The following is a 25,083-nucleotide window of genomic DNA, read 5'->3' as shown; positions in this document are numbered from 1 at the left end:
TGATATTTTGCTATAATAGGCATATATTCTCATTCGGGAGCAACTTGACATGGATCTCAATTCGAAAATACGATCACATTTACAATCATTAAAGAAAAAGACAGTTTCTCTTCAAGAACTACTGCATCCGTTCATAAACCTCGATGCCTACTATTCATTGAAATCCAGTATTTGGGAGGAGGATTGGCCTTTTATTGAACGAATAGATGCTTATTTGAAGAAGAATATGCTCCCAAGTATGTTCCGTTCACGACGTTAATTTTTGGCGGCGGTTACTTCCCCCAAGAAATATTACCTACACACGAGCTTTGTACGATTTGGAGGCACACAGCATGGATTACGTAGAAATTGGTCAGGTTGTTTCCGGGTTTCGGGAACGCATGACCAAGTTGGCACTTTTTGATCCTCTCTATGAGCTTCAGAGAAAGCGCCAAACTGATCGGCAAAATAAACCGATAGATTTCATGGAGCTTGGGCTGTTGACGCTCCTTTACTTTTTTGAGCAGAAGTTGATGCGTAATAACAAGGCGGGAGTCAAGGACTTAGCCGAGTTTCTTTTGAAGGTGACGGGGATTTTCGTCGATTTGGATGAAGCCGGATTTGAGGATCTGGCAAGGCAGATCACGCAGGTTTTTCGCCCGACGACAGGGAAGAAACGGGATTTTACGTTTATGAATTGGGAATCCGGTAACACGGAGTATATTTACATATCTATTCTGAGAGCTAATGCCTTCGACTTAAAAACGAATACGCAGTACTACACGCTCGACGAAGATGGGTTGGAGCTTATTTTTGCGACCAAGGAATTTTATACCGAATTTCAATTATCGATTCATCAGCTGGTGCTGCGCAAGCAATTGGAAAAGGGCGAGTTCGAAGGAGCCTTGCGACAAATTAATGAAATGCGAATTGATGTGGAAGCTCTGCAAGAGCGGATGGTCAAGCTGGAGCATGAGCTGAAAAGAAACATCGTATCGGAAGAAACGTTCGGACGTTATAAAGGTCTGCTGGAAGATATTTATTTGCGCTTGCAGATGGAAAATGAAGAGTTTGAAGAGCTGCGGCAATTTGTGAAGGAGACCAAGGATCGCGTTCAGGCACAAACCGTTAGACAAGCGGACCAGCGGCCTTATGAGTTAATTTTGCGCATATCCAATGAGCTGGAGAAAGTACATGGCGAGCATTCGGTTCTTTTTCACCAAAGTATGGTGTTGAAATCACATGCTCTGGGCGCAGCGCAAGAATCCCTATATTATACAGGACTGGATTCCTTTAATTTTGATCAGGATATTGCATCCCTAATCTTTAGTACGCCACTGCCTTTGGAGACGATGAAAGGTGTGCTGGCACCGTTCCTGCCGGTTCAAGAGACGAAGATGTGGTCGCTTTTGACCGTGTGGGCGGAGCAAAATATGCTCGAAGACGGCAGCGGACAGGAGCGGGATGACAAGTTTCTGGAAATTGGCGGAGACAGCGACGAATACCGGTACCAGACGATGCAGAAAAAGCTGTACATGCTTCTTATGGAGCTGCTGCTGCAAATGATGGAAGAGCAGGGTCAAGTTGAGTTGCATGCGTTTATTCAGCTTTTCGAAAAGAGTGAGCATGCAAGGCTGCTGGGCGAGAGAGCTTTCTATGATTTTTGGATCTATTTGCACCAAAGAAGCCCCCTTCGGGCGGATGATAGGGATAAGCAGCAGAATGAGGAGCCGGGGACGTTGCTGGAGGACATCTATATGCTTCTTGGCAGCCGCTGTCTGGTTATCATTGAGCAAGAGGATATTATGAAGGTAAACGACAGATTTAGCATACAGAATATGTTGATTTCGTGGGGAGAACAGGATGACAATCGGACTTGAAAACGGAACAGTAATGAGGGCTTTTCGCATCTATACCTTGCTCGCTCGCGATAATGCGGTGGGCAAAGAATGGCTCCAAGAATACATGGCGGACGACGTGGTACGCGGGCTTGTGGATCAATTCGCGCGAGAAGTCGATTGCGTAACGATCATTGCCGGCGAACAGCTGTATATGATACCGGAGACACGGCTATCGCCTTTTCATATGAATAACGAAGTAATTAAACGCACCTATCTGCGGGCGAATGCCGTGAATGCGGATATTTACTTGATGTATGTCAGCATTATTGTATTAATTGGCGCCTTCTATGATAGCTATCAAACGATGGAGCCCACAAGAAGTTTCATCGGGATTGAAGAGTGGACGGCGCTTGTGAATGAGCGAATTGCGTTATTGAAGACGCATCCTGAAGCCGAATTAAGAGAGATGGAGCAGGAATTTTCCTATAACTGGACGGCCTTGATTGAAAAATGGAGTGCCATGGACGATATCAAGGAGACAGCCGCGAGGCAAAGCGGGAATACGATTAGCCGGGTTAGCTTTATGGATTCCGTCCGCAAGTTCCTCATCGCACAAGAATTGGTGATCGATATTGGCAACCAGGAAATTACGTTGACCGAAAAGGCGAAAGTGGTTGTACAGCGTTATTTTATGGAGCTGGAATATAACCGCGGCATTTTGGAGTTTTTATATCAAAGCGATACGTTTGAGGGGGAGGGAAGCGAACATGCCAGCGATCTCTAAAATACGTTTTACGAATGTGGTCTATGAGGATGGAAATAAGCGCTATAACGACGAATTGTTTCATTTCGATGGGCATAATGGCGCGATCCTGCTCGAAAATGGAGGGGGCAAGACGGTTTTCATCCAGTCTGCTATTCAAGCCATCCTCCCGCATGCGGAGCTTGCCGGACGTAAAATGAAGGATACGTTAAGTCTGGAAAACGGCCCTGCGCATATCGCGATCGAGTGGATTTTGAGTGAACGACCACGCCGCTATGTGGTAACTTGTATCAGCTTGTATCTGACAGCTACAGGGATAGACTCTTACCGATATGTCTATGATTATCCGGAGCTAGATGCGGATGCCATTGATCGGATTCCTTTTGTGAAGGAAAGTGCAGGCAGTCTTCGATCAGCCGATAAGGGTGAAATCCATGACTATTACCACCAGATGACATCGAAAAAAATGAATGCGAAGCTGCCGTCAACGTTGAAAGAGTACAAGAAAATATTGGAGAACGATTACCACATTATCGCATCAGAATGGGATCGTATTGCGAAGATCAATAGCTCAGAGGGCGGTGTAGAGAGCTTTTTTGATGAGTGTAAAACGACGAGCCAATTGTTTGATCGGCTGCTGATCCCAACGGTTGAAGATGCGATGGCCGGATACGAACAAGGCGAGTTCGCGAATAATTTTGAAATGCATAGGGACAGCTTCAAAAAATATAAAGAATTAAAAGAAAAAATCGAAGAAAATAAAAAAATCCTCGTGGAACTGGATGGCTATGTGCGCCATTTTGCCAAAATGGATACCAAACAGATGGCTTATGCAGCCGCCCAAGCTGAAACGAAGGCCTTTTGGCTGCTCGTGAATGAGCAGAAGAATGAGGAAAGTGCCAAGCTTTCACAATGGCATCATCAAATGTCAGAATGCGACCAGCAATTGCAGGTAGTGGCTCGGAAGAAGGAGTCGCTTCATATTGCCAAGCAAGAGCAGGAGCAATCCGTCTTGGAAACAAAGCTCAGATTGGTTGAGGAAGACGTTGAGCTCAAAGAAACGCTGGTACGAAGTGCTAAGCAGCACTACTACTCTTTGCGATTGGCCGAATACAGGCAGCAGTTGACCTCAGCCGAGGAGCGCATGAACTATTTGCAGCGCGAACTGGATCGATTCGGCAATACCGAGGAAGAGGCTGAGCTCAGGGAAGCATGGCTCAATAATGGCGGGCAAATACGCAGTATTTACAGCCAGATGGAGCAAGAGTGGCAGGTTGAAGATGAGAAACTGAGTCAGGAATTAGCCGCTTATCAGAATAGGACCGACTTAGAGGAAACGATGCTTAGAGAGCTGTCAAGCGAACTAGAAGTACTAAATAAGCAGCTCATTGAACATAGATCTATCGTGCTGGCCCGCGAGAAAGATAAAGAGGCGCTGAGAGCCAATGTTTTGGCCAACCCGGCCGTCGAAAGCATGGAAGGCAGCATGGCGGACTGGATTCAGCGTTATCAGAAGTTGGATGACAGCAATGTGCTGCTTGTGCAGAAGAACAAGGATTTGGCGTTCGGTAAAGAAGAAAGTGAGCGAGAGCTGGAAAGCGTAAGTGAAAGCCTCAAGACCGCCTACGTGGAACGTGCCAGTTCAGAGCAAAATCTCGAAGCGTTTAAAAAAGAGCATCAATCCATGCTTGCCGAAATTGCTGCGTACAAGATTTCATGGGGGAGACTCTCCTCTGTTTATGAGAAGCAGAGTTCAATTGAAGAGCGGCTTAGAGAAGATACGGAAAAGCAGCAGCTGGAGAAGGAAGCTTACTTATTGAAGGAGCGTCTTGCTTTCCGTTATATCGATGATTACAGCTACCAGCATACATTTTTTGCTGATGTCTATGTGGCAGGCTTGGTGGAAAAGTGGAGAAATCAGTTCGCATTGTTGGAGACAGGCTTTCAATATTTGCAGGGCTTAGAGCTAACCGAACGGGCGATGACTCATCCTCTTTGGTCTGTAACATTAATTACGACTGAAGGTGAGGTTGGGTTAGTAACGAGCAAGCTGCGGCAGTATGCGGAGGACATGCAGTTCCCGATTCAAGTGATCTCGTCACAGGAAGCAGCGCGTCTTGCCAATAGTGATACACCGGCAGCTGTAGATGATAGCGCTTGGGTTGAACCTCAGCATTGGCGTGATAATGCGGATGAAGCGGAATTCGTGAGCTGGAAACAAACGATATCGCAAAAAGGGGAAGAAGTTCGGGCGACACGAAAAGCAAAGGAACGCGATTTGCAGCGCACTTCCGATCTACAAGCTTCTTTCAGTCGATTCATTACTTCGTACCCGCTTGAAGTCGTGCAAGAAATGGAAAGACAAGTTGGAACAAATCGCGAACGAGTGCGTGAGTTAGAGAGCCAAGGGGATGCCATTCGGAAATCCATTCGCCAGGTTGAGCAGACGATTGGGCAGCACAATTCCGTCATGGACGAGCAAAAAGGTGAGATGGTTCAGCTCCAGCAGTGGATTGAAAAAGGGCGGAAATATGTCGAGTTGGGGAAAGAAATCGACACTTTGAATGGGGTCATCGACCAGCTTGCCCAGCAGTCAGAAGATCGGCAAAGCAAGTGGGAGAGCAGACAGCGCTCCATGGAACAAGTGAAGCTGCAGATCGAAGACGTGAAAAGCAGAATGAATTATTTGAGAACGGAGAAAGCGAGTCTTCAAAGTCAAGATTTGTATATCGAAATGCTGGATATGCAGCCGATTGAAGCGAATCATAGCTTAGATTGGTTGAAAACAGAAAGAAAAGATTTGCATCTCAAGCTAAATCACATATCCCAAGGGCGCCAGCAGCTTGAAGCAGAATGGAGCCATGCCAAGTCCAGCAGAACAACGCTGGAGAAGGAGATGAGCAAGCTCCGGCTGGAACAAGCGGACTTGAACTTGAATGAGGATCTTGCCTTCTCGGTGACCGGCGAAGAACAGATGTCGCAGCTGTTATCGGAGCTTAAAGAACGCGAATCTCGGTTGACACGTGATAAAGAAGAATTCGTGCGAGTCGAGAAACAATTTGATGCGCTGGCGACGAGAATTAAACTTCTGATAGAGCAGTATAGTGCTGCGCATTCGGGCGGGCTGCCTCAATCCTTTACGGAGTCGCTGAGCGTGGTGGATGAGCAAGTCCAAAGTGAGGATATACGTCTGCAACAGCAGAAATCGGGCTTACAGCAGCAGCATGCGCAAATCCAAGCTCAATTGGGCAAAATTGAAGAGGTTATCCAATATTTAAATCAGTACAAAATCATGCATGGGTTTGAAAATCCGCTCATTCAGGCAGCCTTCATCACACAGGAACAGAAAGCGGAGTTTCCGTATGACAGAATGAAAATGGTCAGGACATCTGTGGCTTCGCTCTCTGCTGTTATGAAAGAACTGGAAGCAGAAGAGGCATCTGTGAAAAAGGCCAGACTTCACTTTATTGATTTTTGCCGGAAACAGATCAAAGATGTCAAAATGAGAGATATGGCCGAGCAAGGCGTCGAGAAAAAAGACAACTACCAGGAGCTAACGCAATTTCAGCAGAAAATGCACAGCCGGATTGAACGTGTCAACCATGTCGCTGAAGAAACGATGCGTACGCATAATCAGCAGCTTGAGCAGTATATCATTCATGTGCACAGCCATATTAAGCTGATCGCTTCTGAACTTCGAGATATCCCAAATAAAACCAGAGTCAAGGCCCAGGACCAGTGGAAGCACATTTATTCGTTCCAAATTCCCGAATGGGATGAGCTGGAGGCCAAGGACCATCTGCGCAAGCATCTGGAATGGATTTTGGCCGAACTTGAAAAAGGCCACTACCGCGATGATAGCGGGCAGGAAGTGAAATCGACGGTTCGCAAGGAGATTGAAAAATGGTTGGATACCAAGCAGCTTCTGCACATTGTTTTGCAAGAAAGGCCGATGAAAGTATCCTGCCGCAAAGTAACCAATGAGAACAACGTAACGAAGGCTTCCTTCTCTTGGGAGCAATCTAATAATTGGTCCGGCGGGGAAAAATGGAGCAAGAATATGACCTTGTTCTTGGGCCTACTCAATTACGTCGCAGAAAAACGTCAGCATATTCAAGCGAATATGAAAAGACATCGTACCGTAATCTTGGATAATCCTTTCGGAAAAGCGTCGAGCGATCATGTCTTGAGTCCTGTCTTTTTTATTGCTGAGCAGCTCGGGTTCCAGATCATCGCGCTCACAGCGCATGCGGAAGGGAAATTTCTTAAAGATTATTTCCCTGTCGTCTTTAGCTGCAGGCTTAGACAAGCGGCTAATGGAAGCAAGCTAGTCATGACCAAGGAGAAGGAAATTAATCAGGCTTATTTCCGTGATTACGCGCCTATTTCACTGGAAAGATTAGAGGATGTCAAGCAGATGGAGTTATTCATCTAGATGGGAAAAGTAAATAACTCAGAAAAGCTAATGGAAACCATCATTATAGGACAAAGCTAATATAAAAAAACCTTAAGAAAGTTTGCCTTATCTCCCGTTGTTAAACACTGGAGATTAGGCAGACTTTTTAGCATGTTTTGGGTTGGGGTAAGCGAAGCTTGCCCCTTATTTAACATCCGATTAGATCTTCAGGACGAGAACCGCAAAACCATTGGATTAAATCCAATAAAAGGGTCTATTGGGCTATGAAAATCGCAATTCTATTGGAATTTATCCAACCAAATGGCCGATTCAACGTCCGGAGACAGACTTCTATTGGATTTACTCCAATGAAATCGACTCTCAGACTGAGAATGTTTCTATATCCCCAAATTCTGCGAAAAATGGAGCCTTCCACGTGATTCAATTGGGGAAATAAGGAAGCCGAGGTTGCTTATTTTCCTAATCGAACCTGATTTGCAGGTATAAGTAAGGTACGGTTGCTTAGAGAACCTAGCTGCAGTCAAGTTTTATCTTGTTACTTTCGAAATACCGATAGAATGGGAGGGTCATCTGAGAAGTCGATTTCCGACCTCTCAGATACTGTTGGCGAGCTTCAGCCCACCGAACTCTCGCTGAAAGCGCGGTTTTCGCGCTTATTCGTTTATGTTTCTATGCATTGCTGCAGCACTTCTTGTATTTCTTACCGCTGCCGCAAGGACAAGGGTCGGTGCGTCCTATTTTATCCATCTTCTTGAAAGGGGTTAACATTGGTACTGAACCTTTCCCCTTAAGGAGCCGATCTATCTCATTTGGTTTGGCGCGTCGTTTCTCCTCTTCTTCAAGCTCACGCTTCCAGAGATTCCTCTGAGGCAGCAGAGAGTCAGACATTACACAATGGGCATAAAGCTTTTCCGTGAGATTCAGGTGTCCGCTGTCATAGCCATTCTCCACGAGTTCATGCACCAAGGGGATACCTATAGTGGAGCCTAACTCGCACAGTTCATCGGCCAGCTTAGTGGCATTAGTGATATCATTTTCATTTGGCAGCAGCTCAAGCAGTGCTTTCTCAGAAGCGGGCAGCTTAATTTTTCCAAACACATCCGATGCAAAGAGGCGATAGTATTCATCGGATGCTGCAGCGTATTTTTCAGCTAATGTCGTAATGACAGATTCGGTGCCAATCCGAACAAGGGCCCTCACAGCCGTTTCCGGCAGAACATCATCTTCATCTCCCAGAAAGCTGCATAACAGTGGAGTTGCCGTTTCCAACTGCATTTCACCTGCCAATTTTGTGTAAAAGATAGTTTCGTAACTAAAATCGTCCGGGTCGTAGGAATCGAGTACATGCATAATGTAGTCAGGCGATACACTCTTGCGGTTTGCGAGTTCATGTATTAGTTGGTCGCCATAAAATGTTTCAATCTCGTTAAAGTATTTGCCATAAGCTTCTTTAATGAAATGTTCGAATGCATCGAAGAGAGCATCATTTTCCAAATTAGCAATGTTCTTTCTGGTTTGTATCCTTTTATTCAAGTCCTCAGACTGAGCCAGAACATCCAGATAAGGTTCAAGCAGAGACAGATCGCTATGAATGAGAATATTAGTTAAATGAAATTTGGTGTTAGCATCCATATCCGCTGCTTGAAGAAGCTCCATAATCTCGGAGATCGTTTCTTTGGATTGAGTGAATAAACGGGCTTTGTGCAGGTAGAAGGTCTCACCCTTCTGAACTTGCTTCAACCTTTGAAGGACGAGCGGCATAAGTGTAGCATCATTCAAATATAAATTGCTTTTGGAAAAATAATTGATCGCAGCGTGGCTAACGACTCTCTGGGTGTAAAATAAACGGTTTTATCTGATTAGGTGTGAGCACGGAAAACAACCTTTCTATTCTAGTTTTGCTATATTAAAATATTGTCTATAATTAATAATACAATACTAGAATGGGTTTGAAAAAGAAACTGTTGATTGAAGCTGGTTAATCCGAAAAAAGAGCGAGGAGGAACGGTTGTTCATGGCTACATTGAATCATAAGAGTAAGCAGTCGAAACCGGAGCTGGCAGCTAGTTTAAGAGAAGAGGAAATCCGTTATATCCTTCACGCGGCAGATAGTTTGATCGGTAGTGGAGGAAGGAGTATGTTGGCCAAAATTTTAAAGGGCTCACGCGATAAAAGGCTGTTGGAGCTGGAATTGAACACGAATGTAGCTTATGGCTGCTATAGTTACTTGACGATAGAGCAAATTACAGAACGAGTCGATTGGATGATCAAGAATGATTTTCTTGAATTGCAGTACAACCGAGATATGCCCCTGCTTATTTTCACAGAAAAAGGATGGCTGATCCAGTGTGATCAGTTGACTGATCTGCTGCTGCATCAGTGGAGCCAGTGGATTGAAGCTGGAATTGGCGATATAGATATGTCCTATCTGAAAGATCGCAACCGAGGCATGATTCTACTTTTTTTACAGAAAGTCGCGGGCACTTCAGATGAACGCTTCATTCCACTGCTCAAGCAGTGGCAGCTTGTCGATTATCAAAAGGTGAAGAAAGCGATAATGGAGGTTATTGCTCATCTTCAGAATAAGGGGAAGAGTCGCTTAGTTTTAGAAGGTGCAGCACCTCAAGTGGGAATTACTTCCGACCTGTTTCATCAACCGCGCGAAGCGGAACGGCTTAAATGCTGGGAATGCGGAAAACGTTTTGAATGGAAGGTAGAGGAACAGGATGTATTCCGCATGCGTGGCTGGAAGCCGCCAAAGCGTTGTTCTTCTTGCAGGGAAGAGCGTCGTAGGCAAATAGAAGGCTTCACATGGAATGATTTTGATTAAGACTGATCGACACAATGGGCCTGAGGCAAAGCCTCAGGTTTATTTACAAGTATAAGTTTTCTAAGGTACGAGAGATCTCCTTTTGGCTAGGTTCGTCAACGCCAACCGAATTGAAGAGCGGATATGAAAAAGGGAAGTGGAAGGCAGTTTAGTAAAAACTGAGATTCATTGCCGTATTTCGACAGACAATGTCTCGTTTTCGTTCTATGATAATAACCAAATTGGAAACGCTTTCTTGTTATCGGACATACAAGCGAACGAGGTGATTAATCTGTGATGAAGCTGAAGTTCAATCTGAGGTTCAAGCATTCCCCCATTTTCAGAAGCTTCCTTATCTCCTATGTGCTCATCCTGTTTATACCCATGCTTACGGGTTTCATCTCTTATTTCGTTTCCTCTGATATCATTAAGACCAATTCGTTAGAGGCGAGCGCGATGATGCTGAACCAAAGCAAGGACATCTTAGACCGAAGAATGGAAGAGGTTGAAAACATCACAAGGCAGCTGTCGCTGGACCAAGACCTAAATTACTTGCTGAATGAACAGGTGGAAGCCGATCATTTTAATGTTTACGCACTTTGGAAATCATGGCGAAATACAACGGCTTATAGCTTGACGAATAATTTTCTGGAGGATTTCTACATTTATTTGGACAATTATCAAGTTATTTTTACGCCATCTGGTGTTTTTGTCCGACCCGACGATTACTACGACTTATATCATTACCAGGATATTGACCACAGCCAATGGAAGCAGGATATAGTGGGGAAAATCCATCGCAGAGAGACGTTACCATCGCAACCGTTCATCAATAACGGAAAAAAAACAAACGTGATCACGTATTTGCAATCGATTCCCTTTGATAGCTTTCAGCATTCACTTGGAACGGTTGTTATTTTGATAGACGAAAGTGAAATTGCCAAAATGCTGGAACGTATCCCGAAGCAATATGGGGGCTGGGCCTATATATGTGATAAGGATGGTCATACGATTGCCAGAATGGGGATCGAGGATTCGCAAATACAGGCACTGAACATACCGAATTTAATAAGTAACGGCTCGACCAATACCTTTGTCGAAGACAAAACGCTGCTTATTTCCTCCAAATCAACTTATAACGGGTGGGTGTATGTCGTCGGTTTGCCGAAAAGCACCGTCATGAAGCAATCCGAGTTTATCGCTAAGGTGACATGGATAATTACAGCTTCGACGTTGTTGCTCGGGATTGTGGCAGCCTTGTTATTTGCTTACAGGAATAGTGCGCCGATTAACCGGATTGTCACAGCCTTTCGGGAACAAACAGGACAAGGCAGTTATAAAGCGAAGAATGAATATGATTTTCTGCAAGGGAACATATCCAATTTGCTAGCAAGTCAAAAGTCTCTGGAAGAGGAGCTAAGGTGCCAGCAGCCTTTATTGGAGGATGCTTTTGTGAAGCGGCTCCTGAAGGGGGAGTTTGACTCCCTCCAGGAAGTGCGGACGTTAATGCATTCACTGCCAAACATGAATTTGAAAGGAGATGCCGGTTATGTAGCAATCATCCGAATTAATGGCTACAGCGGTTTGATCAGCAAAGAAATCATTCATGAGCTGAATACAGCCCGATTACTGATGAAAAAGTTCCTTCATGAGGTTGAAGGTATGTTTCAACTGAACGTGACCGATATCGATTCAGATAAAATTGCGATTCTGATCACTTTAGACGAAGAGGCTGACTCTTCTAAGGCAGATGAACTTGCTGCCGTGTTCGATCTGCTGCGGGAGTATGTAAAGGCGGAGTATCGGATTCAAATGACCGTTGCGATCGGCAGCAGCTTCCAGGCGCTCTCCGACAGCAGTCGATCCTTCGAAGAAGCGAGAGAAGCACTTGATTACTCGGTTCTCATTGAAGAGGCAAAAACAATCTGGTATCAAGACATCATCAAGGAATCAACGACGTATTACTATCCGATTGATATGGAACTTAGAATCATGAATGCAGTCAAAATCGGCGAGCTTCATGAGGTGTATCGCATTTTTGAACAACTGCTGGAGCAGAACTTCTCGGAACGACAGTTATCTGCGGAGATGGTTCAGCAATTATTCGGCGAATTGAAGGGGACGTTCTTTAAGCTGTTGCAGCATAGTCCGTTTACGGATCAAGCGGTATCGGAGGGGCTAAAACCCCGCGTGGAGCAATTGCAGTTATCGACAAGTTTGGAGCGTTTGCGCAATGAAATTTTGGGGCTTCTTGAAGCGTTTTGCAATCGGGTGTTGAAGAAGAAAGAGAATAGTACTGGAGAAATTATTTCCAAAATTGTTACTTTTCTGGAGAGTCATTATCCTGATTCTGATTTAAATCTTTATCGGATATCGGTAGCCGTTGAACTCCCCGAGAAATACATTTCGCAGTTATTTAAGGAGCAGACCGGAGAGAATCTATCGGACTACCTAGAGAAGATCCGCATTAAAAATGCGACTGATCTTCTGTTTAACAGCGAGCATACGATTGATGAAATTTCTCAGCATGTTGGCTATAACAGTGCACACGCATTTCGGAGAGCTTTCAAGCGTGTATCGGGCGTCTCGCCTAGCATTTATCGAAAAACTTTAAATTGATGTTGATATTATTCAAAAGTATCTTAGAAATGTACTTATACCTGAGGTGATTTTGTGATGTAGTTGGAGTGATCATAATTTAATTCGCAAAAAGGAGCTGTTAACTTTGAAATTACGTTATCAAAGCTATGCAAAAGTGTGGACGGAAGCGCTTCCTATCGGAAACGGCCGTCTGGGAGCAATGGTATTCGGCGAACCGGAATCCGAGCATTTGCAGCTGAATGAAGACACGCTTTGGTCGGGCCGAGGTCCCAAAGAGTGGAACAATCCGAACGCGAAAGAGGTTCTCGCCGAAGTACGCCGGCTCATTTCAACTGGTAACTATGTGGAAGCGGACAAGAAAAGCAAGGAGATGATGGGTCCCTTCAATCAATCCTATATGCCGCTTGGCGATTTACAAGTGAAGTTTCGCCACGGGGGAGTAGTGAGAGCATACGAGCGCAGCTTAGACTTGACTACTGCCATTACCCGGGTAGAGTATCGGATCGGCGATGTAGCTTATACCCGTGAGATGTTTGCTTCTTTCCCCGACCAAGTCATCGTGGTTCGATTAGAAGCAAGCTCACCGGGAGCTTTGAATTTTACCGCCAGACTAGACAGTCCGCATCCATTTCGAACAAGTACATCCGCAAATCATTTGTTTCTGCAGGGTATTTGTCCCGAGCATGTCGACCCTAATTATTACCATTCCGATCATCCTGTCGTGTACGGTGAACCGGAAACAACCGAAGCCATGCGGTTTGAAGGACGGCTTGGCGTTCATCTTGAGAACGGGGCTTATTCCATTGATCAGGACGGGCTTCATATTAAAGGTGCTGGGGCCGTGACACTGCTCTTTAGTGCGGCAACCAGCTTTCAAGGGTATGACAAGCCTCCCGCTAGGGAGAACAGTGAAATAGCTGCTTCGAACGAGGTTCGATTGCAGCAAGCAATGACGAAGACTTACGAACAATTGCGGCAATCTCATATTGACGATTATAAGTCTCTATTCGAGCGGGTGGAGCTTAAGCTAAGTCCTTCCGAGGTGCCTGAGCAAATGCCAACCAATCGGAGAATCGCTGAATATGGGGCGAAGGATCCGGGGCTTATTGAGCTGCTGTTTCAGTACGGCCGTTATTTGCTGATCGCAAGCTCGCGTGCTGGGACGCAGCCTGCCAATCTGCAAGGGATCTGGAACCGGGAGATACGGCCGCCATGGAGCAGCAATTGGACCCTAAACATTAACACGGAGATGAACTATTGGCTTGCAGAAACGTGTCATTTATCCGAGTGTCACGAGCCGCTCATCCAATATATTCAGAATCTGGCCTGCAACGGGAGGAAGACCGCCGAAATCAATTATGGCTGCAGAGGATGGACCGCACATCATAACGGAGACATCTGGTGCCAGTCTGCGCCTGTCGGAGACTTTGGTCAAGGTGATCCGGTGTGGGCACTTTGGCCGATGTCGGCCGCATGGCTCTGCCAGCATCTATGGGAACATTACTCGTTCACCAAGGACGAACAGTTTCTTCGCGAGCAGGCTTATCCGGTTATGAGAGAAGCGGTTCTCTTTTGCCTGGACTGGTTACATACCGACGAAAGCGGTCATCTGATCACATCACCTTCCACCTCGCCGGAGCATAAGTTCGTGACTCAGGATGGGCAGAAGGCTGCGGTCAGCCAAGCAGCTACGATGGATATGTCATTAATCTGGGACTTGTTCACGAATTGTATCGAGGCTTTAGAGGTATTGCAGACGGATGAATCCCTTGGAGCCGAGCTGACAGCGGCACGCGAGAAATTAAAGCCGATGCAAATCGGCAAACACGGCGGGCTGCAGGAATGGTCGGAGGATTGGGACGACGAGGATATTCATCACCGTCATGTGTCGCACTTATTCGGTATATTCCCTGGCCGTCAACTGACGCAGCAGGATACGCCGCAGCTATTCAAGGCGGCAAGGAACTCCTTGGAGCGGCGCGGTGATGGCGGCACAGGGTGGAGCCTTGCTTGGAAAATTTGTTTATGGGCCCGCTTTAATGACGGGAATCGAGCGTTTCAGCTCATTTCCAACCTGCTTCAGCTAGTGGAGGAGGATGGAACGAACTATCAACGCGGTGGCGTCTACGCCAATTTGTTCGATGCCCATCCTCCTTTCCAAATCGATGGTAACTTCGGGTTTACCGCCGGTGTGGCGGAGATGCTGGTACAATCTCATACCGGTGAAATCTGCCTGCTGCCTGCATTGCCAGACGCATGGCCGACGGGGTCTGTGAAGGGACTTCGTGTAAGAGGCGCAATGGGTGTCAGTTTGACATGGGCAGGCGGCGCTCTTCAGGAAGCGGAAATAGAATCCCCATTCGGCGGAAGCTGCCGTGTTCGTACGAAGGGGCAATTGATAACAGTCGAATCGGAAGGCAGCAGCATTCACTTCGAGCGTGAGAAGGACGGTGTCGTCTGCTTTGATACGCAGGCGGGTAAGACGTACACACTTCGCAGCTTATAATCATTTCGAAAGCTATATAGTTACGTAAACGGCGGGTTCCATTGGATCCGTCGTTTGACGTTTCATTGGCAAATGTACCCGTTAGAAGGAATGTACCCTTCTGCTTAAAGTCAGATGTACCCTCCATTTTGAAGTGTACCTTTACGATGACGGGGCAAATATGGTCTTGTAGACATATAGAAAGCGCTACCAAACAGGAGGGATTGTTCTGAAAACGGAAACAGTCAGAGATGCACGCGCTCCGAGTATAAAAAAGCAATCTAAATTATGGTCGGAGGCAAATAAGAGCTTCCGGAAGCATTGGCAGTTTTATTTGCTCATCATACCAGCCGTTCTTTACTTTATTGTTTTCAAATACATTCCGATGCTGAACGCTGTCATCGCATTCAAAGATTACAGCGTCGTCAAAGGGATTTGGGCAAGCCCGTGGGCCGGCTTCAAACATTTCCATTTGTTCTTCAGCAATCCGCAATTTTGGGTTCTGATAAAGAACACGCTATTCCTCAGTCTTTATCAGATCGCCGTCGGGTTTCCCGTTCCGATCCTGCTGGCTTTGGCGCTGAATGAAATACGGAATGGGATTTTTAAAAGAGCGGTACAGCTCGTTACCTATGCTCCTTACTTCATTTCGACGGTTGTCATGGTTTCGATGATTATGCTGCTTCTTTCCCCTAGATTGGGGGTTATCAACATTATTTTACAAAGCTTCGGGCTTGAGTCGATCAATTTCCTCGGTGTTCCAAGCATGTTCCGCAGCGTCAATGTATGGTCTGATGTATGGCAGGGGGCTGGTTACTCGGCCGTCATCTATTTAGCGGCACTTGCTGGGGTAGACCCGTCGCTGTACGAGGCGGCTAAGGTCGACGGGGCTTCAAGATTTCAGAAAATTATCCATATCGATATTCCCGGTATTATGCCTGCGGCTGTCATCATCTTGATCTTAAGTGTTGGCAGCATCATGTCAGTCGGATTCGAGAAAATTTATTTACTGCAAAATCCGCTTAACCTGGAAACGTCTGAAATTATCGCCACTTACGTGTATAAGATCGGCTTGTTGAACGCAAATTTCAGCTTCGCTACTGCCGTTGGTTTGTTCAATTCGGTTGTCAACCTGGTCCTGCTTCTGCTTGTTAACACGCTCGCAAAAAGAATTTCCAGTACAAGTCTTTGGTGAAAGAGAAAGGAGGCGTCGACATGTTAGGGTATAGGCGCAGCATTCGTGAATCGAATGGGGATCGGCTATTTCTCGCGGGTGTGTATGTATTTCTGCTTATCGTTCTTATCATAGTCCTTTACCCGCTGATCTTTATTCTCAGCTCGTCGTTAAGCAGTCCGCTCGCTGTTTCATCGGGACGAGTCTGGTTATGGCCGGTGGATATGACACTTGACGGATATAGGGTCGTCTTAAGCAATCCGCAAGTGCTGATGGGCTATGGTAACTCGCTGTTGTACGCCTTATTGGGCACATGCATCAGCGTCATGTTAACGATTGTTTTGGCGTATCCGTTATCGCGGAAGTCGTTCTTCGGCCGCAATGCTCTTATGATTTTCATCACGTTTACGATGCTATTTTCCGGCGGACTGATCCCTACTTATTTGGTCGTTAAGCAGCTCGGACTGCTCGATACAAGGTGGGCCCTGCTGATCCCTCAGGCAATCTGGGTATGGCAAATTATTATTGCTAGGACATTCTTTCAGTCGTCGATTCCGGAAGAACTGGCGGAAGCGAGCGAAATAGATGGGTGCAGCGATTTACGCTTCATGTGGAACGTTGTGATTCCGCTTTCCAAGCCTATCATCGCAGTATTGATCTTGATGTATGCGATTGGCCAATGGAACGCTTACTTTGATGCATTAATTTATTTAAAATCGCAAAGCCTCTACCCACTTCAATTGATCCTACGAAGCATCCTGATTCTTAATTCGGCGGCTTCGAGCAACATTGATGCGGCTGAGCAGCTGAGAAGACAGCAGTTTGCCGATTTGACGAAATACTCACTCATCGTTGTAGCGAGCTTACCCGTTTTGGTCATTTATCCGTTCGTGCAGCGGTATTTCGTTAAAGGAATGCTGATTGGCTCCGTGAAAGGATAGACTTTGAACGACATGGAGGAGGTGGTGCAGGGCAAGGCAACAAGAACGATATGCATACGATCACAAATGGCATGCAGGGGTTATCACTTGAAAATGAAAGGGAGAGGGCGCATTTGAAAAAATCAGTTTCATTCATAATGACAATGCTGCTTGCTTTTGGCCTCGTTCTCACGGCTTGTTCGACTCCAAATGTTTCCAATAATAGTACGCCGGATGCTAAGAATACGCCAAAAGCATCGGAGAGCAGCTCCGGTCCGGTACCGATCAAAATTTTTGCACAGCAAGACACGAATACGGATTTGGCGACAAATAGCTTCTCGAAATTGGCAGAGGAGAAGTTCAACGTTAAGTTTCAATGGCAGACAGTTCCGTTCGACGGGGCGGCCGAGAAACGGCAAATTTCTCTTGCCAGCGGAGACTATCCGGACCTTTATATGCTGATTCCGTGGGTTGATAAATTTTCACAAACGGATATTCTTCGCTACTCGCAGCAGGGTGTTATTATTCCGCTTGACGATTTGATCAACAAGTATGCGCCAAACGTGAAGGCGGCCTTGGATAAATTCCCATACTTTAAGGCAATGAACACCGCACCTGACGGTAAAATTTACGGATTGACGCAATTGATCGAATGCTACCACTGTTCCTATCCGAATAAAATGTGGCTTAATTCCAGTTGGCTGAAGAAGCTAAACTTGCAGACGCCGAAAACGCTGGATGAATATAAACAAGTGCTGCAAGCATTCAAAACGAAGGATCCGAACGGTAACGGCAAAGCGGACGAAGTGCCGCTGAGTGGTTCAATCGAGGATTATGGCGTTCATATCATTCCGTATTTTATGAACGGCTTCATCTATGACGATGATAGAACGTATCTGCTGCTGAACAACGGGAAAGCGGATATCGCTGCAAATAAAGCGGAATGGAAGCAAGGCCTGCAGTTCGTTAAGTCTATGTATGACGAGGGCCTCATCGATAAAGGGGCATTTACGCAAAATGCTGCGGCCTTTAAGAAAATCGGCGATAATGCCGATGCGCAAATTTTGGGCGCGGGCGCCGCTATGCATCCTTATATTTTCGTAACGGGCGGATCGGATAATTCCAAAACGTATGATGCCGTCCCGCCGTTGACCGGACCGAACGGTGCTTACGCTGCGTATAACTACCCGAGCGATCCCGGCGCCACCTTCGTCCTGACGAATAAAGCGAGCAAAGAGGCGCAAATCGCAGCGATTAAATTAGTCGATTATTTGTTTACGCAAGAAGGCCAAATCCGCGGACACTTCGGGGAAGAGGGAAGAGACTGGAGACAGCCTAAGGATGGGGATGTTCCTGTTGAGAAGAGTGCCGCTTCCATTCTGGCTACAATTCCGACCCCAAAGGGTGAAACACCTCATAACTCGTCTTGGGGAGCAATGGCGCAATATTTCCAACCTAAGGCATTCCGGGACGGATGGATTGCAGCTACCGATCTATATGACACTTCAGGCTATGAGCGCAGATTACAGGAAGCAACAAATCTGTATAACGGTAAGCAGCCGAAGGAGGTGTTTCCACACTGGGCCATATGGATCGATCCTTCAGCTGCGGACGAAGCGGCTATGCTGAAGACGAACATCAAGAGTTACATCGATCAGAACGCGCTTCAATTCGTCACCGGTTCAAAAGATTTGAACAAGGACTGGGATGCATATGTAGCTGGCTTAAATAAATTAAATCTGAAACGCTACCTGGAAATTATGCAGCAATCCTACGATAAATCGTTCAAGAAATAACGGTGCAAGCAAAGCGTTCCTGTGCGGCCCAGGTGGTCGCACAGGATATTTTTGATGTAAGGCCAAGTGGTATGAGGTCAAGCAGTTGTTATCGATCATTCAATATTCATTGGCTCATACCTAGCCAAAGCTTTTCTGGCCGATTCAAGCATTCTCCTTTGTAAATGCTCACCCTGGGAGACGCGCACCCGCTTACCCAAGAAACGAAGTTTGCTAAGGACATATTCGGCTTCATTGTTTAGAAAGGATAATCGGATTGTATACGTTTCTTGAATTTCATCGTAATCAACTTGCTTCTCAAAGCAAGAGAAAGCATATAAAATCCGCGATAACTCCCGATTGAACTCCTTTACAACCTCAATCGTCGCATGAATCTGACGTTTCTGCAGCAGTTTCTCTATGTCTAAACCAATTTGATCAACTCGCTCAGGAGAGATGGACAACTCTTTGATCGATTCAATTTTTTCAAGTTTCGAACTCATTATTGCTCGATGTCTGATGTGATACCAGAGCAAGTACCATTCTTTTTTCACCAGGGAATACTCAAGCTTATAGGGAAAAGCCATTTCATTGGTAAAAGTCCGATCACCCTTCACTCTGTAAGTAAGCTGGATAGCGGCTTGACTCGTAATGAATCGACGTAATGCGCGAAGCATCGGGTGATAGACTAACTTTTCCTTACTTCGTGCTTTCTCAATAAAGGCATCAGATAAATCGAAGGTGTTCTCATCAACTAACACAGATTCAAGCTTTTCGAGTGTCACTGGAGTGAAAGCGTAGGACGCCGAAGGGTGATTAAGCATGGTCTTCAGCCATGACCTTTCCTGTGAGGTGATCATGAAAGTGCCCGAATTCTCTAGCCGTGTAATCATTTGATAGTTAAATATTTTCTCGAACAGGTTCATAATACGCCTCAAGCTCCTTCCACTCCGATATCATCTCATTCCGAAAATAGAGGGGTTCAAGCACCTCGCAGCTCGATCCGAAGCTTCTAATCCACGGTTTAATTTCCGTCGTTCCATTGACTTTAATTTCAAAAATAAACGAGTCTATCTGTTCTTCCGTAATCTCTCCCCACTGCCCTTGAAGAAGGACGCGATCTCTAATGAAATTCGGCCCCGTTTCGCCTGGATTAAAAAATCTTACCTTCAAAGTAATCGAACGTCCGGTATCAAGAACCCAACTATGCTTTATACTCTCTTCCAATACACTTTTCTTCTCATCAAAAAGGATGGAGTCGACACTCTCACCATGCTCAATCTGAGTCATGCCTTCCATACGATATTTCTTGATGCCATGCCGGGAATCATAAGCAAGAAGGTACCATCGTCCATATTGGTGATCGTAGACAATTTTGAGCGGTAATGTTTTCTGCAGCTTCCCTTCCATTTCACGTTCGAACAATGGATTTGTGTTTTTCGATGAATAGGATTGCGCATTTTTGGGCGAAAAGTATAAGAAATCGATCTTGCGGCGATTTTGAATGGCTGATAGAAGGATGGATAGATGCGCTTCATCCAAAATACGTGAGTGGTAATGGTATTTATAAAGGAATGGCTCTATGGATGCCGGTTCCGATGAAGTCCGATTCATATGCTTTTTTAGCCCGTCTCGCAGTAAATAACCTTGAACCGACGGTACCTGCGTATTCGACATCACATCAATGAAATCATAGAGATCAAGAAGCTCATCCTGGCTAAGTTCATGGATTAAATCATTATGTATGCGATATCGGTAGGGACGTGGTCCCGGTACTTTTTTGATGACACCGACTTCTTCGAGATATTTCAAGTCGTTTCTAACCGTTTTCTCATCAGGAAGTGAGGAGTCGGTTTGGATATCTTTACAGCATACATCCAGCAGCTCAATAGCGGTAAGTTCCTGCTCATTCAAAGCAGTAAGCAGAGTAGATATTCGCTGGCTTTCGGATTCCTTCAATGACTTTGCTCGAAATAAGAACAGCAGCATAGGATCTGTTGAATCGAAATAGCTATAACGCAGCATCTCGGCGAATTCTTTCCTTTGCTCATCAGGAACCTGCTGATACATCGTCGCTACAATTTCTTTTAACCGGCGTAAGGTTTTATCAAAGGTATGGACCGAGATACCCAGCCTCTCTGCAAATTGCTGACGACTGTATGCCCCGCTTGTGAGAACGAACATACGTAGAAATTGTATTTCTTTATCAAAGCTTTCTTTCGCCACTTGAATCCCTCGCTCTTCCTTCGACCTTTACTTATTGTAACAGGGGAGCGTTATGTAGAAAATGGAAAACTTTTCACCAGTCGTCATACTTTCACCATGTTCGTTCGAACGCAAATCAGCGAAGATAGCTTTAGAAGATAAACGGAGGTTAACCAAATGGATACGATAACAAAAGCACACGGAAGTAATCATTATGAAATGGAACTAGAGCATGGCAATTTGCATGTTTTTGCTAACACTGATGTGTTCCAATCCTTTGAAAACAAAGTATTTGAAATGGCAGATAATAACCTGCGGATTCCACGTAATGTGCATATGAGCTACACACCGGATGCCCATGTTGGTATTGGCACTTGTATTGGGACAACGGCAGTTTGGAGTATGAAAGACGGGTTCGTTTCACCTTCCATCGTTGGTGTAGATATCGGCTGCGGCATGCGTGTTCATACGACATCTCTGCATAAACGTGATATTCAAGACAAGGGTGTTCGTAGAGCGCTAATCAAAGCGATTGAGAAATATGTTCCAACCAATGAGCGTACAAATACGAATTATTCCGATATCGATATCATGAATGTCGTTCAAAACGGATTAAAAGGACTTCCTGAGAAATACGTTCCGAATGAACAGTGGCTTACACATGTTGAAGAGTCTACGTTCAAGTTCGACCACGCCTACCTTGAGAATTTACCTGCAAAAATCCGTAAGTATGCCCACGGGCAGCTTGGGACGCTTGGTGGCGGGAACCATTTTATAGAGATTCAATATCTAGAAGTGGCGGAGGCTCATAAGGATTTGGCTGCAAAATGGGGCTTGTTCGACGGGCAGGTTGTCGTCATGATTCACTCCGGATCACGTGCATGGGGAGCTATGTTGGGTCAAGAATTTACCAAGGTTTTCAGAGAAGTAATGAACAGCTGGGGTGTCGTAAATCCGGATCGGAATCTCTTATATGCGCCAATTGCCAGTCATGAAGGGCAAACCTACTTAAATTTGATGTATTCCGCTCTCAACTTTGCAGTAAGTAATCGACATATGATTGCATATGGCGTGCGTGAAGCTTTCAGAGAAGTTTTTGGCGAAAATGAAGAACTGCCTGTTCTCTATGACCTTATGCATAACTATGCACTAAAGGAATTTCACCGCAATCAGCCGATGCTCGTTCATCGGAAGGGAGCGACAAGAGCGCTGCCGCCAGGTCATTTCTTGAATACAGCTGCTTATAAAGAAACAGGTCATCCGGCATTAATCCCCGGTTCTATGGGGACCTCGTCCTACATTATGGTTGGGAAAGAGGAAGGGTTGAAAAACTTCTACTCCATTTGTCACGGTGCAGGCAGAGCAAGATCACGGAAGGCAACGAAAGAGCTTGTCACCGCCCATCAATTCGCGCAATCGATGAAAGTTGGAACGGATGATGAGATTCTAGTAAATCATCGTTCCCTGCAAACGATTCTTGATGAATGTCCGCAAGCCTATAAGGATGTGGATCAGATTATTGATAGTGTTGTGGGCGCATCACTAGCGGATGTGGTGGCGACTTGTAAGCCGATGGTTGCGATTAAAGGCGTTTAGGTAAATAAATATGAGGTGATAATGATGAAACTTGCAGAAGCTTTAATGAATAGAGCTGATTGCCAAAAGCGTGTGGAACAATTGAAAACTCGTTTAACACGAAGCGCTAAAGTCCAAGAAGGCGAGCATCCGCCTGAGAATCCTACTGACCTATTTCATGAGTTGAACGACACTTTAAATGAATTCGAATCCTTAGTGACAGCCATCAATCGGACGAATTCTCAAGTCTTGTTGAGCACTGGAGTTACAATTGCCGAAGCTTTGGCACAAAGAGATACACTATCCATGCGGAGATCTATCATTCAAGATGTTATAAATGCAGCTGCTATTAGGCAAGACAGGTTTAGCAAATCAGAAGTGAAGTTTTATTCGACTGTCCCTATTATGGATTTGCAAAAGCAGGTTGATCAGTACTCGAAAGCTTTTCGCGAGCTAGACACGACCATTCAAGAAGCCAATTGGAAAACAAAGTTGTTGTAAGTTATTTCATTATGAAGTTGGTAGCCTTTTGTCTGAAGGTGAGCATAACCCGCCAACTGGGTAAGTTGGAACTGATGGTGGATGTGAGGGGCCATATCCTGTAGGTTCGAGTCCTGCTTAAACAACTAATGCCCATTACAGTTACAAAAGTACATGTTATGTTTATTGTTACAACCAAGTGCTGATTCAGACGAAGTGGTGAGGGTGGGAACGGGGACTTTCATAGTGGAAATAATTATTTAATTAGGGTCACACCATACTCTTCAATAAAGTGCATGCCTTTATCTTTTGTATAGAGAGCAAATCCATGATATTTAGCTGTTGCTATGATTAATGCATCTGGCGTCTTTAAAGCTCTTCCATGTTTTTGCTTCTGTTCGCGACGAATTGCTCCAGCAATTTGAGCTATTTCATTATTAACTTCGACAAAGTTTTCATTGCCTAAGTTTATGATCTGTTCGATTTCTTTATCATTTCTAGCACCACTAAGAAGTTCACATTTTGAAATAACTGACATACAGAATAAGATGCCATTGCTGTGTAATAAATTAAGCGTTTGAGCTATTTCTGGATCTTGAATAATTAGTCCGATTGCGATATTGGTGTCAAGAATGACTCTATTTTTACCAGTCATTTCTTGCCTCCTCTACGTCCTTTGCCCATTCCTTAGCTCTTTCTTTGCTGATTCCTTTTCCTAATGCTAATAAATCCTGTATGTTCATGCTGTGTGGATCTTCAGTAATGTCTCCGCTCTCCAAGTCAATATTTACTTTTTTATAATTAACATCCATTTTAGAGAGAGCCTCCTTAATTAGATTTAATGTGTGACTATCCAGTTTTTTTGCCATAAAAAGGTTCCACCTTTCTGATTTTCTTTAATAATAACATAACAGCATTTAGCTTTCTGAACAAATTAAGCAGATACATAGCTGAATAGACAATGATAAATTTTATTAATAGGTACGATCATTATAATTAATCTTTCCGCCGCGAACGGATTGACAATTCTTAGGTTTGACTCGTATGATGTTTGTAAATGAATGGAAAGGAGGCCGACGATATGATTCGCAATCAAATTTCTATGAATAACCTGACAATTGAAAAGCACTTCATACCATCGGTCTCAACCGGACTAATGACGAATACGTAGGTACTCTTTGAGTAGGCCTAGTTTAAATTTGACATGATAAAGCCGTAGACGATGTTGGTCTATGGCTTTTTTGCGACCTCAAATTAAGAAGAAAGGGTGAGTCCCATGACATTTGATATAAGAAAAATAGATAGTGAGCTTAAACGGATTGAACAAGAGGAAGGCGTACGCATCCTCTATGCCTGCGAATCGGGTAGTAGAGCGTGGGGATTTCCGTCGAAAGACAGTGATTATGATGTAAGGTTTATCTACGTAAGACCTGTGGATTGGTACTTATCCATATTTGAGAAACGAGATGTCATTGAGCGTCCGATCAGCGATCAGCTCGACATTAATGGTTGGGATTTGAAGAAGGCGCTGAACCTATTTCGCAAATCGAACCCGCCATTGCTCGAATGGCTGCAATCACCGATTCAGTATTTGGAGCAGTACGGTGTAACCGAGAAAATCCGCCAGCTGTCACCGTTAACCTTTTCATCGCGGTCCAGTATGTATCACTATTTGCATATGGCCAAAGGGAATTTTCGGGAATATTTGCAGGGTGAGTATGTGAAAATCAAAAAGTATTTTTATGTGTTACGCCCAATACTGGCTTGCCAGTGGATTGAAGAGCGCGGCAGCATGCCGCCGATGGATTTTGAGGATCTGGTGGAGCAAATGCTGCCGGAATCGAAACTAAAACAAGAAGTGTATACGTTGTTGACGCGTAAGAAGGCTGGTGTCGAATTCGACTTAGAGCCGAAAATTACGGTAATCAACGATTATTTAGATCGACAAATCGCTTATTTTGAAGAAACTGCCAAACATATCGCTGTCTCTGGTGAAAAACAAGAAGCAGCATTAGATGCTTTATTCCGAGATGCGCTGAGGGAGGTTTGGGGTTCATAG

Annotated in this window: 17 protein-coding genes; 12 read left to right on the top strand and 5 right to left on the bottom strand. The window is 45.0% G+C overall.

The window, feature by feature from the left end:
- The first annotated feature begins 332 nt into the window (after nucleotides 1-332).
- From ASG93_RS20170 to ASG93_RS34340, 3 genes are read left to right on the top strand one after another with little or no spacing between them, the layout of a single operon-like run.
- Entirely contained in the window at nucleotides 333-1,859 is a 1,527-nt protein-coding gene (locus ASG93_RS20170) for a hypothetical protein (protein ID WP_056834583.1), read from the top strand.
- Nucleotides 1,843-2,604 carry a DUF6063 family protein gene (locus tag ASG93_RS20165; RefSeq protein ID WP_056834581.1) on the top strand — a complete coding sequence of 254 codons (762 nt, stop codon included), beginning with the start codon at nucleotides 1,843-1,845 and terminating at the stop codon, nucleotides 2,602-2,604. The genes ASG93_RS20170 and ASG93_RS20165 overlap by 17 nt, the downstream gene beginning before the upstream one ends.
- Nucleotides 2,588-7,018, top strand: coding sequence for a hypothetical protein (locus ASG93_RS34340; RefSeq protein ID WP_056834580.1), 4,431 nt, complete (start codon nucleotides 2,588-2,590; stop codon nucleotides 7,016-7,018). The genes ASG93_RS20165 and ASG93_RS34340 overlap by 17 nt, the downstream gene beginning before the upstream one ends.
- Nucleotides 7,019-7,669: 651 nt before the next feature.
- Here ASG93_RS34340 and ASG93_RS20155 read toward each other — a convergent pair.
- Nucleotides 7,670-8,761, bottom strand: a complete 1,092-nt coding sequence (locus tag ASG93_RS20155; protein WP_082614991.1) for an SEC-C metal-binding domain-containing protein — start codon at nucleotides 8,759-8,761, stop codon at nucleotides 7,670-7,672.
- 253 nt (nucleotides 8,762-9,014) lie between these two features.
- Between ASG93_RS20155 and ASG93_RS20150 the strand changes: the two genes are divergently transcribed.
- The 6 genes from ASG93_RS20150 to ASG93_RS20125 all read left to right on the top strand — a co-directional run bounded on the left by ASG93_RS20150 (nucleotide 9,015) and on the right by ASG93_RS20125 (nucleotide 18,785).
- Nucleotides 9,015-9,830 (top strand): RQC-minor-1 family DNA-binding protein, encoded by an 816-nt coding sequence (locus ASG93_RS20150; RefSeq protein WP_063891917.1) that lies wholly within the window; start codon nucleotides 9,015-9,017, stop codon nucleotides 9,828-9,830.
- Between the two features lie 276 nt (nucleotides 9,831-10,106).
- On the top strand, nucleotides 10,107-12,428 hold the full coding sequence (locus tag ASG93_RS20145; RefSeq protein WP_056834578.1) for a helix-turn-helix domain-containing protein: 2,322 nt from the start codon (nucleotides 10,107-10,109) through the stop codon (nucleotides 12,426-12,428).
- Between the two features lie 106 nt (nucleotides 12,429-12,534).
- Entirely contained in the window at nucleotides 12,535-14,916 is a 2,382-nt protein-coding gene (locus tag ASG93_RS20140) for a glycosyl hydrolase family 95 catalytic domain-containing protein (protein WP_056834576.1), read from the top strand.
- Between the two features lie 319 nt (nucleotides 14,917-15,235).
- Entirely contained in the window at nucleotides 15,236-16,090 is an 855-nt protein-coding gene (locus tag ASG93_RS20135; RefSeq protein ID WP_056835131.1) for an ABC transporter permease, read from the top strand.
- 20 nt (nucleotides 16,091-16,110) lie between these two features.
- Nucleotides 16,111-17,010, top strand: a complete 900-nt coding sequence (locus ASG93_RS20130; protein WP_056834574.1) for a carbohydrate ABC transporter permease — start codon at nucleotides 16,111-16,113, stop codon at nucleotides 17,008-17,010.
- Nucleotides 17,011-17,123: 113 nt separating this feature from the next.
- Complete coding sequence (locus ASG93_RS20125) at nucleotides 17,124-18,785, top strand: extracellular solute-binding protein (RefSeq protein ID WP_056835129.1); 1,662 nt, start codon at nucleotides 17,124-17,126, stop codon at nucleotides 18,783-18,785.
- Nucleotides 18,786-18,880: 95 nt separating this feature from the next.
- Here ASG93_RS20125 and ASG93_RS20120 read toward each other — a convergent pair whose 3' ends face one another.
- The gene (locus tag ASG93_RS20120) at nucleotides 18,881-19,690 is read right to left on the bottom strand and encodes a WYL domain-containing protein (RefSeq protein WP_056834572.1); all 810 of its coding nucleotides are present in this window, start codon (nucleotides 19,688-19,690) and stop codon (nucleotides 18,881-18,883) included.
- A complete protein-coding gene (locus ASG93_RS20115) occupies nucleotides 19,665-20,990 on the bottom strand; it encodes a helix-turn-helix transcriptional regulator (protein WP_056834570.1) in 1,326 nt (441 codons plus the stop codon). Before ASG93_RS20115 ends, ASG93_RS20120 begins: the two co-directional genes overlap by 26 nt.
- A 156-nt stretch (nucleotides 20,991-21,146) precedes the next feature.
- Here ASG93_RS20115 and ASG93_RS20110 point away from each other — a divergent pair, with 156 nt between their 5' ends.
- Both ASG93_RS20110 and ASG93_RS20105 read left to right on the top strand, forming a co-directional pair.
- Entirely contained in the window at nucleotides 21,147-22,565 is a 1,419-nt protein-coding gene (locus ASG93_RS20110; protein WP_056834568.1) for an RtcB family protein, read from the top strand.
- A gap of 21 nt (nucleotides 22,566-22,586) precedes the next feature.
- Nucleotides 22,587-23,045, top strand: coding sequence for a DIP1984 family protein (locus ASG93_RS20105; RefSeq protein ID WP_321166695.1), 459 nt, complete (start codon nucleotides 22,587-22,589; stop codon nucleotides 23,043-23,045).
- Between the two features lie 235 nt (nucleotides 23,046-23,280).
- On the opposite strand, the gene ASG93_RS20100 is transcribed toward ASG93_RS20105, so the two are convergent.
- Together ASG93_RS20100 and ASG93_RS20095 are read right to left on the bottom strand one after the other, a co-directional pair.
- The gene (locus tag ASG93_RS20100; RefSeq protein WP_056834565.1) at nucleotides 23,281-23,679 is read right to left on the bottom strand and encodes a PIN domain-containing protein; all 399 of its coding nucleotides are present in this window, start codon (nucleotides 23,677-23,679) and stop codon (nucleotides 23,281-23,283) included.
- A complete protein-coding gene (locus tag ASG93_RS20095) occupies nucleotides 23,669-23,893 on the bottom strand; it encodes a hypothetical protein (RefSeq protein ID WP_056834563.1) in 225 nt (74 codons plus the stop codon). The genes ASG93_RS20100 and ASG93_RS20095 overlap by 11 nt, the downstream gene beginning before the upstream one ends.
- Nucleotides 23,894-24,300: 407 nt before the next feature.
- Here ASG93_RS20095 and ASG93_RS20090 point away from each other — a divergent pair, with 407 nt between their 5' ends.
- Nucleotides 24,301-25,083, top strand: a complete 783-nt coding sequence (locus ASG93_RS20090; protein ID WP_056834562.1) for a nucleotidyltransferase domain-containing protein — start codon at nucleotides 24,301-24,303, stop codon at nucleotides 25,081-25,083.

The organism is Paenibacillus sp. Soil787 (assembly GCF_001429545.1).
In the GTDB taxonomy this organism is placed as follows: Bacteria; Bacillota; Bacilli; order Paenibacillales; family NBRC-103111; genus Paenibacillus_E.
This window is presented reverse-complemented; position numbering and strand designations above follow the sequence as displayed.